Below are 12,367 nucleotides of genomic sequence, written 5' to 3'. Positions count from 1 at the left end.
CCGGACGAGAGCGAAGCGAAGATCCGGGACCGGTGAGCCCCGGCCTGCCGGCTCTATTGACCAGTTGAACCAACCTGCACCCCGGCTCACCGGTCCCGGATCGCGCAGGGCGCGTCCGGGATGACGATGGAGGGACGGCAGGCCCGTAAAGCCCCAAAACCGGATCAAACCGGCTCCGTTGCCTGCTCCAGCCAGATGCGCGTCTTGCCGTCGAGGTGCGGGCCGACTTCATGGCGGACGCGGGCGTGGTAGGCGTTGAGCCAGTTGCGCTCGGCCACCGTCAGCAGATCCACATCCACCAGCCGCCGGTCGATGGGCGCCAGCGTCAACGGCTCGAAGCCCAGCATGGGCCGCTCGCCACCGGGAATGTCCCGCGCTTCCGTCACCAGTTCCAGATTCTCGATGCGGATGCCGTATTCCCCGGCCGGATAATAGCCCGGCTCATTGGAGAGGATCATCCCCGGCTTCAGCGGCTGGCTGCCCGTCTTGGCAATGCGCTGCGGCCCTTCGTGGACGGACAGATACGCCCCCACCCCGTGGCCGGTGCCGTGGTCATAATCAAGGCCCGCCTGCCACAGGGCGATGCGCGCCAGCGTATCAAGTTGCGCACCCGTCGTGCCCTCCGGGAAGCGGGCCGTAGCGATGGCGATATGCCCCTTCAGCACCAGCGTGAAGTGGCGCTTCATCTCCGCCGTCATCTCCCCCACCGCGATGGTGCGGGTGATATCGGTGGTGCCGTCCTCATACTGGGCGCCGGAATCGATCAGGAACGGGCGGTTCAGCGGGACCGGCAGATTGCTCTCCCGGTTCACCCGGTAATGGCAGATCGCCCCGTTCGGCCCGGCGCCCGAAATGGTGTCGAAGGAGATATCTTTCAGCACACCCGTCGCGGCACGGAAGGCTTCCAGCTTTTCCGCCGCGCCAATTTCGTCCAGCGTGCCCTTGGGCGCTTCCTCGTCCAGCCAGCACAGGAACCGGCAATAGGCCGCCGCATCGCGCAGATGCGCCGCTTTGGCCCCTGCAATCTCGGCTGCATTCTTGATGGCCTTGGGCAGCAGCACAGGGTCAGCCGCCTCCACCAGCTTGCCGCCGGCCTCCGTGATCTTCGTGGCGATGGCTTCACCGGCAAGGTCCGGGTCCACCATCACCGTCAGCCCCTCCTTGCCGAGGCTTTCCAGCGCGGGCAGGAACTGATGCGGCTCGGCAATATCGGCATAGGCCGAAAGCTCGCTGCGGACCTCGTTGGAGAGCTTGCGCCCGTCGATGAACAGCACGGATGGCTGCGCCGCCTTGAGCACGGCAAAGGACAGCGGCAGCGGCGTGTGGGACACGTCAGACCCGCGGATGTTGAAGAGCCAGGCAATCGAATCGGGCTGGGTGATCACCACCGCATCGGCGCCGCGCTCCACGACAGAGGCCATGATGCGTGCGGCTTTGTCCGCAACGGCCTCTCCTGCCAGTTCCAGCGGATAGAGCGAAACCGCGCCCAGCGGCGCCTCGGGACGGTCTTCCCAGACCGCATCAACCGGGTTCGTCTCGACTGCCACCAGTTCAGAGCCTGCCTTGGCGCAGACTTCGCGCAGGCGGCGGGTTGCGTTGAGCGTATGCAGCATCGGGTCAAAGCCCAGCTTCATGCCCTTGGAAAGATTCGCCTCGATCCACTTCAGCGGTGGCTCGTTGATGAGATGCAGCGGGGTGAAAACCTCGCAATCCACCTGCTCGCGCACCTGCAGCGTATAGCGGCCGTCCACAAAGATCGCCGCCTTGCCGCCCAGCACGGCGGCCACCCCCGCCGAGCCGCCGAAACCGGTCAGCCATTGCAGGCGGCAATCGCAGGGCGGCACATATTCGCCCTGATGCGCATCGGCGCGGGGGATGAGGAAACCGTCGAGGCCACGGCGGGCAAGCTCTGCCAGAAGGGCCTTAAGCCGGGGACGGCCAACGGAAGGATCGGTGGGGGTGTCAAAAGTCTGGAACATGGAGCGGAGCCTAAACCCGCCGCCCCGGCCATACAATCTCAAAGGCAGCGCCCGTCCACATGCAGCAAGGTTAAAAAGCCGTTTCCTTTCGCACTGCGGCATAGTCTTTTCGCACATGCAATAAACGCAAGGCAGTCATGCGGTTCCATGTCTTTTCGGAATGGCCGGATGAGGCCATATTCAACCCGTGACGAGGGAGGAACCTAGCCACACTGAATTTATGGAGAAATCCAAATGGCACTTTCGACTGTTACCTCCACGATGATCGCCGCTGATCGCCGTTCGTCCCGCAGCATCATCCGCCGCGCTTTCGATCACATGATCGCCGCGCGTGAAAAGCAGGCCCTGCGTTATGTCAACGGCTACCTGCTGTCGCTGGACGATGCCACGCTGGCAGCTTACGGCTACGATCGCGAAGAACTGCGCCGCCAGGGCTCGCTCACCAGCGCGATCTGAGACGGAAACCATATCGCAGCCGCGGCGGAGTGATCCGCCGCCCGGACTGCGGGATGACAAGGCTCCTTCGGGAGCCTTTTTCCGTTTCTGGGCAATGGTTTATGGCGCAAGGCGGAATCAGGCGGGCAGCGGGTTGAACGCGCCATACGTCAAGACGGTCAGCAGTGGATGGCCGCATGGCCTTGCCGTTCTCTGACGCGGTCATCCCGGGCCGAACACAGTGAGGACCCGGGGACCACTCGCTTGCAGAGAATTGCAGATGTCCTGAAGCTTCGCGGCAAGTTCCTGTCCGAAACCTGATGCGCCACCGTAGCCAAGTCTTTCCGTTCTGGAAGTGAGTAGCCCCCGGGCCTGCGCTTCGCTCCGCCCGGGGTGACCGCCCTGGGAGCGCCTCGCTCTGACACCAACCCATGCAAAAGGCGGGCACAGGGCCGCCTCATCCTCATCCGATCTGCCCTCAGCCGCGCCCGCGCGTCAGGGTAAGCGTGATCCAGCCGTTCTTTTCAAAGCGCCGCACAAGGCGGAAGCCCTGCGTGCCATAGGCGAAGAGGATGCGCGGGCCGTCCTCGATTCGCAGGCCCGAAAGCACCAGTGTGGCATCGCCGGTCATGCGGGCGGAGATGCTTTTGGCCATCTGCATCAGCGGACGGGCCAGAATGTTGGCAATCACCAGATCAAACGGACCGTACTCGGCAAAGCGCCGGTCTTCCACGCCAGCCGCCGTAAAGGTGCGCACGAAATTGCCCACACCGTTCAGCACAGCGTTTTCAGCGGCCGTCTGCGTTGCCACCGGATCAATGTCGCTGGCGATCACCTGCTGGCGGGACAGCTTGGCCGCCGCAATGGCCAGAACGCCGGTGCCGGTGCCGATATCGAGAATCTTGTCGAACCGCCAGTGGCTGAGCAGACGGCTGATTTCGCGCAGGCAGCCTTCCGTGGTGGCATGGTGCCCGGTGCCGAACGCAAGCGCGGCTTCAATCTCGATGCCGATGCTGCCCGCAGGCACCGTGCCCCGGTCATGGCTGCCGTGGATGAGAAAACGCCCGGCTGGCACGGGAGCCAGCCCTTCGAGGCTCTTCTCCACCCAGTTCAGGTCTTCAAGCACCTCGGCTTCCACCGGCGCGGCAAAGGCGTCAGCGCCCAGCCGGTCCTTCAGCTCATCGGCAGCCTCGTCCGGCTCCATGCCGAACATGAGGATTTCGACCGCCCAGACCGAGCCGTCCGGCACGAATTCATAGACCGTGACCGGATTGCCATCGTCCTCATAGGCCTGTTCCACGATCCCGTAGATACGCTTGGCTTCCAGTTCGGCGGCACAGATCCGCACTCTCACAGTCTGCATGAAATCCTCGGCAGCTTGGCAATGACGTGGCCGATATAACGCCAGCGGCCCCAAACAGCCAGCCTATTCGGGCGCCGCTGGAGCGAGCGGCAGCGTTATGCGGGCCGTGAGCCCCCCACCGGGCGTATCAAGCAGCTCAAGCTGCCCGCCGTGGGCTTCCACGATGGAGAGCGTGGTCGACAACCCGAGGCCAAATCCGGTCCCCGCCTCAGAACCGATGGACCGGGCACTGTCCCCTCTCACGAAGGGCAGGAGCATGCGCTCCTTCTCGGAAGAGGAAATGCCTGGTCCATGATCGATGACGTCGATGACGGCCCTGCCATCCCTGGAAGTGAGCATCACCGTCACTTCGCCCTGTCCGTCAGCCGCATAGCGCAAGGCGTTGCCGGCCAGGTTTTCGACAGCCCTGACAAGCTCGCTGGGCCGGGCCAGAACCTTGATGTCACCCTCTGCCTCAAGCCCGATCACATGGCCTGCATCCTCATATTCATCCCGAATGCCTTGCAGCAAGCTGGGAACATCAATGCAGACGGAGGCTTCGCCGGTGCGGCCCTGCCGCAGAAACGTCAGCGCGCCGTCGATCTGGGCTTCCATCACCTTGAGATCAGCAAGACTGCGGCGGCGCTGGTCTTCATTCTCGATCAGTTCGAGCCGCAGGCGCAGACGGGTCAAAGGCGTGCGCAGGTCATGGCTGATTGCGGCCAGCATCTGGGTGCGGCGCTCGATCAGGTCGTGGATCCGCTGCTGCATCCGGTTGAAGGCAAGTGCCGCATCCCGCACTTCCTGCGGCCCGCGCGCGGCGAGCGGCGCCAGGATTGTGGTGTTCTCGCCAAAGCTGGTCACCGCCTTTGACAGGTCGGACAAGGGCCGCACCAGAGTGCGCAGGGCCCAGATCAGCAGCATGGAAACACTGATGATCAGGAAGATGAGCAACTGGAAAAGGGGATCACCCAGGATCGGTGGCCTGTCCCTCGGCAGCATGTCACTTTCCACCAGCGTGCCGTTGGACAAGCGGAAAACCAGTTGCGGAACCCGGCTGTCATTGGCCTGATCATCCGGTCTCCCGCCGGATCCGTCCGCCCCGTCCCCATGCAGCAGGACACCGAGAAATTCGACCCCCTTTGTCACAGCTCCGGGTGCGAGCGGCCAGAAAGGCGGCAGCCGCTCCGTCATCTGATCGATCTCTGCCGAAGCAGAGATCGTCAGCTTCAGCTCCGGATAGTCAGCCCGAACGTCCTCCAGAATAGCTTGCCGGGCAGCCGGATCAGCCTCATCAAGACGGACGGCCGCCGCCGCAGCGCGCATGGCATGCAGCGACAATTTCGCATTCGGCCCCTGAGGCCGGATCAGAGTGATCGCAGCGACTGCAAATATGACAAGAACCGCAAGAGATGAGATCATCACCAGCAGCATCTGCGGGGCAATGCGCTTCGGCCATAACCATGCCAGGGCCCGTATCAAGCTGGCTTCACCTCTCCAACGAACTCGTAGCCACCGGCACGGACAGTCCTGATAAACTGCATCCGCGCGCCCGCCGCATCCATCTTGCTGCGCAGTCGGCTCACCAGAATGTCAATGTTGCGGCCCGTCATGCTGACGTTGATGCCCTGCGTCAGTTCCACCAGCTGTTCGCGGCTCAGGACACGGCCATGGCGCTCGCACAGCACCTGTAACAGATCAAACTCGGCCGGCGTCAGGCTGACCAGCGCGCCCTTGGGGTTGAACAGATGGCGCGTCTCGCAGTCAAGCACCCAGCCATCAAAGCCCAGCTTCTTGCCGGAGACAGCCGGGGTCGCCGCCCCCATTTCAACGCGGCGGAACATCGCCCGGATACGGGCAATCAGTTCGCGCGGGTTGAACGGCTTGGGCAGATAGTCATCCGCCCCGACTTCCAGACCGATCACACGGTCAAAGTCATCGGCCTTGGCCGAAACGATGATGATCGGAATACTGCTGGTGCCTCTCAGGCGGCGGCAGATGCTCAGGCCATCCTCGCCGGGCAGCATGAGGTCCAGCACGACGAGATCGATCCGCGCGCTGTGCAGCACACGCTCCATCTCGCCTGCATGGCGCGCGAGGCTCACCTTCCAGCCCTGACCCGTCAGATGCTGGTCAATCAGTTCGCCGATTTCGGGGTCGTCCTCGACAACGAGGATATGTTCAGTCTGTTTCATGAGCCGCAATATGACTCAACTGCGCCGCATTTCAATTATTTTTCGTCGGTTATTTCTTTTGATTTCCGTAGTTTCCTTAGAAAAATAAAGAAAAGAACGAGAAATAATTCATTAATTTCGCATTAACCTTTGCCATTCACTGTTCATTATATTGCAAGCAAAAGGAAAGGCTGCAATCATGATGTCCATTGGTGCATCGGGCATTCAGTCTCCCCAGCAGTATTTTCAGTCCAAGCTGACGGAGCAGGTAAGTTCCGGAGAAATCACGTCCAGCGACATGGACGCAATGCTCTCCGCGCTGGAAGCTATTGATGGAGAAATGGGGCCTGGCGGCTCCGCGCCATCAGCTCCGCCCAGCCAGGAAGAGATGCAGGCAAAGCTTGAGAGCCTGCTGTCTGAACAGGTGGAAGCCGGCACGCTGACACAGGACCAGGCGGACGAACTGGCGTCCCTGTTCGAAAGCGGTGAAATGGCCCCTCCCCCGCCTCCGGGCGGCAGCGGCGGCATGCCGCCCATGACCGAAGATGATGACACCACTGAGGACATTCTGGCGAAACTGCTGGAAGAGCTTCAGACAAAGACCGGCTATTCAGCGTCCGGAACAAACACGGTAGCGTCTTCCACATCCCTTATCGTCGACTATACCGCCTGAAACTCAGCATGCGGCGTCAATAACAGGGGCAGGGTTAGGCCAGCGCATGACAGAGCGCTGGCCTTTTTTCTGCTGATCCGGCGTGCGGCGCCTGAGCCATGACAAGGCGCGATTCGCCGGCATCGAAAAACTTGGCGTCAATGCCGCTCGACGAAGCTGTCGATCACCCGCTTCTCGCCGGCCTTCTCGAAGTCGATGGTCAGCTTGTTGCCCTCGATGGCCCGGATCGCGCCATAGCCGAACTTGATGTGGAACACCCGTTCGCCAATCTCGAACTCCGAGGGCTTGTCCGCCACGGAGCGGGCGACCAGCTCGCCCTCGATGGTCAGCGGACCTTGCGCCCGGCTGCGGGCAGAGCGCATGTCGCCACGCCGCCCGTAATCCTCGCCGCCCGCCCGCGCCTTCTGCGCCCGCTGCCAGCCCGGCGTCGAATAGGTGTTCTGGAAGGCATCACGGCTGTCGAAGCGTGACACGCCGTAGCTGCCGCCCCCGCCATAGCCACCGCCGCTGTAGCCGCCATAACGGCTGGAGCTTTCGACCACCTCCACATGATCCTCCGGCAGCTCATCGAGAAACCGCGAGGGAATGCTCGACTGCCAGGAGCCATGGATGCGCCGGTTGGAGGCGAACCAGATCTTGGCCCGCTGCCGTGCCCGGGTGATTCCCACATAGGCAAGCCGCCGCTCTTCCTCCAGCCCGGCCCGGCCGCCGTCGTCCAGTGCCCGCTGATGCGGGAAGAGCCCCTCTTCCCAGCCCGGCAGGAACACCGTGTCGAACTCCAGCCCCTTGGCCGAATGCAGCGTCATGATGGAGACGGCATCGGCCGCGTCGGCCGAATCCCGGTCCATGACGAGGGCGATATGCTCGAGGAACCCCGGCAGGGATTCGAACTCCTCCATGGAGCGGATGAGTTCCTTGAGGTTGTCGAGCCGGCCCGGCGCCTCTGCGGACTTGTCCTGCCGCCACATCGCCGTGTAGCCGCTTTCGTCCAGAATGATCTCCGCCAGTTCGGAATGCTTGACGCGGGTGAGCTGCGCCCGCCAGCGGTCGAGATCAGCCAGCAAATCCGTGAGCGCCTTGCGCGCCTTGGGCTTGATTTCTTCCGTGCGGCACAGCTGCGTTGCCGCCTCGATCAGCGGAATGCGCTGCGCCCGGGCCAGTTCATGCACGATCTTCAGCGTCGCCTCGCCAAGGCCGCGCTTGGGCGTATTGACGATGCGCTCGAACGCCAGATCATCGGCCGGCTGCACCACGCAGCGGAAATAGGCCATGGCATCGCGGATTTCGAGCCGCTCATAGAAGCGCGGGCCGCCGATGACCCGGTAATTCAGCCCCAGCGTGATGAAGCGGTCTTCAAACTCACGCATCTGGAAGGACGCGCGCACCAGAATGGCGATCTGGTTGAGCGAATGCCCCTTGCCCTGCAGCGCCTCGATTTCATCGCCGATGGAGCGGGCTTCTTCCTCCGAATCCCAGGCGGAAGCGACCGTAACGGCTTCAGCTTCCGGATCCTTGTCATCGGTGAAGAGCGTCTTGCCAAGCCGCCCCTCGTTGTGGGCGATCAGATGCGAGGCCGCGCCGAGAATATGCGCCGTGGAGCGGTAGTTCCGCTCCAGCCGGATGACGAGCGCGCCGGGAAAATCGTGCTCGAAGCGCAGGATGTTGTCCACCTCCGCCCCGCGCCAGCCATAGATCGACTGGTCGTCGTCACCCACGCAGCAGATATTGGCATTGCCCTGCGCCAGCAGCCGCAGCCACAGATACTGGGCGACGTTGGTGTCCTGATACTCATCCACCAGCATGTAGCGGAAGCGGCGCTGGAAATCCTTCAGCACATCCGGCTGGGTCTTGAACAGGGTGATGCAGTGGAGCAGCAGGTCGCCGAAATCCGCAGCATTGAGCACGGACAGCCGGTCTTGATACTCCTCGTAAAGCTTGCGCCCCTTGCCATTGCCGAAGGAGCGTGCCTCGCCTTCCGGAATGTCCTTCGGCGTCAGGCCGCGGTTCTTCCAGCTGTCCACCTGCGCGGCAAACATGCGCGCGGTCCAGCGCTTCTCATCCAGCCCCTCGGCCTGGATCACCTGTTTCATCAGGCGCAGCTGATCGTCGGTGTCGAGGATGGTGAAGCTGCTCTTGAGGCCCACCAGCTCCGCATGGCGGCGCAGGATCTTCACGCAGATGGAGTGGAACGTGCCGAGCCACGCCATGCCCTCCACGCCTTCGCCCACGTAACGGGCGATGCGCTCCTTCATCTCGCGCGCCGCCTTGTTGGTGAAGGTCACCGCAAGGATCTGCGAGGGATAGGCCCGGCCGCTTGCCAGAATATGCGCGATGCGGGTGGTCAGAACCCGGGTCTTGCCCGTGCCTGCCCCTGCCAGCACCAGAACCGGCCCGTCGGCGCTTTCGACTGCCAGCCGCTGTTCCGGGTTGAGGCCTTCGAAATACTCCGGCGCCCCGCCCTGCTGGCCAGCCCCCTGCCGCGCCGCCAGAGCCCGCGCCGCAATGCCGCCGCCCTGCGGCCTGTGGGCTGCAACAGGCGCAGATCCCGGCCCAAACCCGGCATCATACTCAGCGTCAATATCGCTCCAGTCGTCGGAAAAACCGGGAGGCACAGTCATTCATCCAGCCAGGGTTCGGGTGCATTTCATGGAGAACAATATAGCAACAATCACGGCAAGAGCGAGGCTTTGAGGGGAATATAATGGGGAAAGGAGATCAGAGAACTGCGGTTGGCCACCTATGCCACTGTCATCCCCGCGCAAGCGGGGATCCAGTAGCCCCGGTGTTTGATATCTCATGCGCCGGGGCTACTAGATCCCGGTCTTGCCGCTGCGCGCCAAACCGGGATGACAACGGAGAGGCTTACATGAGGCCGGGGAAGAGATCGTGCCAATGCGGATTCTGTTCTTCGATCAGTCTGATCTTCCAGGACCGGTTCCAGCGTTTGAGTTGCTTCTCCCGCAAGATGGCCTGCTCAACGTCATCAAAAGGCTCATAGTAGACAAGCCTGTGCACGCCATAACGCGATGTGAACCCTGCTCCGATGCCCTCTCGATGCTCCGAAATGCGGCGGAGAAGATCATTGGTCACACCGATGTAAAGCGTGCCGCCAATCTGGCAGGCGAGGACATAGACGAAATAATAGCCTCTCTCTCCCAACCCCTCACCCGCCAACCAGATCGAACCAGCCGTCTTCCGTGATCACCTCGATGCCCAGATCCTGGGCCGTCTTGAGTTTGGAGCCTGCACCCGGACCGGCCACCACGAGGTCGGTTTTTTTCGACACGGAGCCGGCCACCTTGGCGCCGAGCCGCTCCGCCATGGCTTTTGCCTCGTCGCGGGTCATGCGCTCCAAGGAACCGGTGAAGACGACCGTCTTGCCAGCAACCGGCGAGCCTTCGGCGCTGATCTTCTCGGCGTCCTGTGGTGTCACTTCGGCCAGAAGCGCGGCAAGGGCCTCGCGGTTGTGATCTTCGCCAAAGAACTGCACCACCGCCTCGGCCACGGTTTCGCCGATGCCGTCGATGGCGTTGAGTTCGGCCCAGGCCTCGCTGCTGCGGTCCTGCGCGGCTTCCATGGCTGCGGAAAAGGCAGAGAAGGAACCATAGGCGCGGGCAAGAAGCTTGGCGTTGCCCTCGCCCACATGACGGATGCCGAGGGCAAAGATGAAGCGGTTGAGATCAATGCGGCGGCGGGCGTTGATCGCCTCGAACAGGTTCTTCGCCGAAACTGCGCCCCAGCCTTCGCGGTTGCGCAGCTTGGTGAGTGCCTGCTTGTCACGCGCTTCCAGCGTGAAGATCTCCGCCGGGCTGCGCACCAGCCCTTCGGCGAAGAAGGCGTCGACCTGCTTGTCGCCAAGCCCCTCGATGTCAAAGGCGTTGCGCGAGACGAAGTGCTTCAGCTTTTCGGAAGCCTGCGCCGGACAGATGAGGCCGCCGGTACAGCGGCGCACAGCATCCGGACGACCCGTCTTGCTGTTGATCTCCCGCACCGCGTGGCTGCCGCAGGCGGGGCATACGTCCGGGAAGGCAAAGGGCGCGGCATCCGCCGGGCGGCGCTCCAGATCAACCGCAATCACCTGCGGGATCACGTCGCCCGCGCGCTGGATCTGCACCGTGTCACCGATGCGCAGGTCCACCCCGCCACGGATCGGCTCGCCATCGGTGCCGATACCCTTGATGTAATCCTCGTTGTGCAGCGTTGCATTGGAGACGACCACGCCGCCCACCGTCACCGGCTCAAGCTTGGCGACAGGCGTCAGCGCGCCCGTGCGGCCGACCTGGATCTCGATATCGCGCAGGATCGTATAGGCCTTCTCGGCCGGGAATTTGTGCGCAATCGCCCAGCGGGGCGAGCGGGAGACGAAGCCGAGCCGCTGCTGCAGGTCCAGCCGGTCCACCTTGTAGACGACACCATCGATGTCATAGCCAAGGCTGGCGCGGTCTTCCTCGATACCGTGATAGACGGCCAGAAGCTCCTCGACGCTGGTGCAGCGGACCATGCGCGGGTTGGTGACGAAGCCCCAATCATTGAAGCGGCGGACCATACCGAACTGGGTGTCACAGGGCACCTCGCTCATCTGCCCCCAGGCATAGGCAAAGAAGCGCAAGGGGCGCGAGGCGGTGATCTCCGGGTTGAGCTGGCGCAGCGAACCGGCCGCCGCATTGCGCGGATTGGCGAAGACCTTGCCGCCGTTGCCGGCCATGCGCGCGTTCAGTGACGCAAAATCGGCATGGGACATGTAGACTTCACCACGCACCTCCACCACCTCCGGCACACCGGCAGGCAGCGCATGCGGGATATCGGCGATGGTGCGGGCATTGGCGGTGACATTCTCGCCCACGGCACCGTCACCACGGGTGGCAGCGCTGACGAGGACGCCCTTCTCATAGCGCAGCGACAGGGACAGCCCGTCAATCTTCGGCTCGGCCGTGACGGCAAGCTCGCCCATCAGCGGATCGAACTTCAGGAAGCGGCGGACGCGGCCCACGAAATCGCGCACATCCTCATCGGCAAAGGCATTGTCGAGAGAGAGCATCGGCACCGCATGGGTGACCTTGCCGAAGCCATCGGCCGGCGCAGCCCCCACCCGCTCGGACGGGCTGTCCGAGCGCATCAGCTCGGGAAAGCGCGCCTCGATGGCGGCGTTGCGCTGACGCAGGGCATCATAATCCGCATCGGAAATGACCGGCGCATCCTCGCCGTGATAGCGCGCATCGTGGAAGGCGATCTCACCGGCGAGCCGCTGCAATTCGGCTGCGGCCTGCTCGAGCGTCAGAGCCTCGACGGCGGTGTTGGCGTTGGAGCTGTCAGTCCCGGTCATGGCTGTCATCCGCAATGCAGCGGTCCGGCCTCAGCCGCAGGACCGCAAAAAAATCAGAGCCGGGACGGAACCGGAAGCAGGGCTGCCGAGTTCTTCTCCCGAACAGACCAGCCAAGCCCCACGGGGGTCTGAGTGGTCTGAAGGCCGGATGCGCGAGCATCGCAGCGCCTTGGTATTAAAGCCAGAAGAAGGAGAGGCCAAGATGCCCGCAGACAACAATTCAGCAAAGCTTCGTCCCGGTAGCAATGCAGGTTGGTTTGTGGCAGGCGCCCTCGCCGTGGCTCTGGTCGGCGTCGCGCTTTATGCGGCGGAAGGCGGTTTCGCCAAGCAGGACAAGGCCGTGATCGAGCTGAATATCCCGAATGTGGGTGATGGCAAGATCGAGCTGCCCAAGCCTCAGGAAGGCCCGATGACAACGCCGACGACGCGGGAGTAACCCCG

10 protein-coding genes are annotated in these 12,367 nt (G+C 63.1%); 3 read left to right on the top strand and 7 right to left on the bottom strand.

Features of this window, described 5'->3' with window-relative positions; genetic code table 11:
* Positions 1–164: 164 nt before the first annotated feature.
* Positions 165–1,979 carry an aminopeptidase P family protein gene (locus tag IF10I1_RS06690; protein ID WP_186391078.1) on the bottom strand — a complete coding sequence of 605 codons (1,815 nt, stop codon included), beginning with the start codon at positions 1,977–1,979 and terminating at the stop codon, positions 165–167.
* A 234-nt stretch (positions 1,980–2,213) separates the two neighbouring features.
* Between IF10I1_RS06690 and IF10I1_RS06685 the strand changes: the two genes are divergently transcribed.
* Positions 2,214–2,435 carry a hypothetical protein gene (locus IF10I1_RS06685; RefSeq protein ID WP_244269971.1) on the top strand — a complete coding sequence of 74 codons (222 nt, stop codon included), beginning with the start codon at positions 2,214–2,216 and terminating at the stop codon, positions 2,433–2,435.
* 457 nt (positions 2,436–2,892) lie between these two features.
* Here the strand turns inward: IF10I1_RS06685 and IF10I1_RS06680 are convergent, their stop codons facing one another.
* The 3 genes from IF10I1_RS06680 to IF10I1_RS06670 all read right to left on the bottom strand — a co-directional run bounded on the left by IF10I1_RS06680 (position 2,893) and on the right by IF10I1_RS06670 (position 5,951).
* The gene (locus IF10I1_RS06680) at positions 2,893–3,777 is read right to left on the bottom strand and encodes a 50S ribosomal protein L11 methyltransferase (protein WP_050474226.1); all 885 of its coding nucleotides are present in this window, start codon (positions 3,775–3,777) and stop codon (positions 2,893–2,895) included.
* Between the two features lie 63 nt (positions 3,778–3,840).
* Positions 3,841–5,178 (bottom strand): ATP-binding protein, encoded by a 1,338-nt coding sequence (locus IF10I1_RS06675; RefSeq protein WP_186415093.1) that lies wholly within the window; start codon positions 5,176–5,178, stop codon positions 3,841–3,843.
* Positions 5,179–5,234: 56 nt separating this feature from the next.
* Positions 5,235–5,951, bottom strand: a complete 717-nt coding sequence (locus tag IF10I1_RS06670; RefSeq protein ID WP_050474228.1) for a response regulator — start codon at positions 5,949–5,951, stop codon at positions 5,235–5,237.
* 178 nt (positions 5,952–6,129) lie between these two features.
* Here IF10I1_RS06670 and IF10I1_RS06665 point away from each other — a divergent pair, with 178 nt between their 5' ends.
* Positions 6,130–6,603 carry a hypothetical protein gene (locus tag IF10I1_RS06665; RefSeq protein ID WP_058899355.1) on the top strand — a complete coding sequence of 158 codons (474 nt, stop codon included), beginning with the start codon at positions 6,130–6,132 and terminating at the stop codon, positions 6,601–6,603.
* A 137-nt stretch (positions 6,604–6,740) separates the two neighbouring features.
* Here IF10I1_RS06665 and IF10I1_RS06660 read toward each other — a convergent pair whose 3' ends face one another.
* From IF10I1_RS06660 to ligA, 3 genes are all read right to left on the bottom strand, one after another.
* The gene (locus tag IF10I1_RS06660) at positions 6,741–9,221 is read right to left on the bottom strand and encodes an ATP-dependent helicase (protein WP_186391080.1); all 2,481 of its coding nucleotides are present in this window, start codon (positions 9,219–9,221) and stop codon (positions 6,741–6,743) included.
* 244 nt (positions 9,222–9,465) lie between these two features.
* Positions 9,466–9,762 (bottom strand): GIY-YIG nuclease family protein, encoded by a 297-nt coding sequence (locus tag IF10I1_RS06655; RefSeq protein WP_186415094.1) that lies wholly within the window; start codon positions 9,760–9,762, stop codon positions 9,466–9,468.
* Between the two features lie 4 nt (positions 9,763–9,766).
* Complete coding sequence (gene ligA / locus IF10I1_RS06650) at positions 9,767–11,926, bottom strand: NAD-dependent DNA ligase LigA (protein WP_186391081.1); 2,160 nt, start codon at positions 11,924–11,926, stop codon at positions 9,767–9,769.
* A gap of 202 nt (positions 11,927–12,128) precedes the next feature.
* Between ligA and IF10I1_RS06645 the strand changes: the two genes are divergently transcribed.
* Entirely contained in the window at positions 12,129–12,362 is a 234-nt protein-coding gene (locus tag IF10I1_RS06645; RefSeq protein ID WP_050474234.1) for a hypothetical protein, read from the top strand.
* Positions 12,363–12,367: the final 5 nt, after the last annotated feature.

Source organism: Pannonibacter sp. I15F10I1, assembly GCF_900185665.1.
In the GTDB taxonomy this organism is placed as follows: domain Bacteria; phylum Pseudomonadota; class Alphaproteobacteria; order Rhizobiales; family Stappiaceae; genus Pannonibacter; species Pannonibacter indicus.
This window is presented reverse-complemented; position numbering and strand designations above follow the sequence as displayed.

Bases quoted from the DNA above. Each gene is read 5' to 3' on its own strand.
- IF10I1_RS06690 (WP_186391078.1), bottom strand. From the start codon at position 1,979: ATGTTCCAGACTTTTGACACCCCCACCGATCCTTCCGTTGGCCGTCCC.
- IF10I1_RS06685 (WP_244269971.1), top strand. From the start codon at position 2,214: ATGGCACTTTCGACTGTTACCTCCACGATGATCGCCGCTGATCGCCGT.
- IF10I1_RS06680 (WP_050474226.1), bottom strand. From the start codon at position 3,777: ATGCAGACTGTGAGAGTGCGGATCTGTGCCGCCGAACTGGAAGCCAAG.
- IF10I1_RS06675 (WP_186415093.1), bottom strand. From the start codon at position 5,178: ATGATCTCATCTCTTGCGGTTCTTGTCATATTTGCAGTCGCTGCGATC.
- IF10I1_RS06670 (WP_050474228.1), bottom strand. From the start codon at position 5,951: ATGAAACAGACTGAACATATCCTCGTTGTCGAGGACGACCCCGAAATC.
- IF10I1_RS06665 (WP_058899355.1), top strand. From the start codon at position 6,130: ATGATGTCCATTGGTGCATCGGGCATTCAGTCTCCCCAGCAGTATTTT.
- IF10I1_RS06660 (WP_186391080.1), bottom strand. From the start codon at position 9,221: ATGACTGTGCCTCCCGGTTTTTCCGACGACTGGAGCGATATTGACGCT.
- ligA (WP_186391081.1), bottom strand. From the start codon at position 11,926: ATGACCGGGACTGACAGCTCCAACGCCAACACCGCCGTCGAGGCTCTG.
- IF10I1_RS06645 (WP_050474234.1), top strand. From the start codon at position 12,129: ATGCCCGCAGACAACAATTCAGCAAAGCTTCGTCCCGGTAGCAATGCA.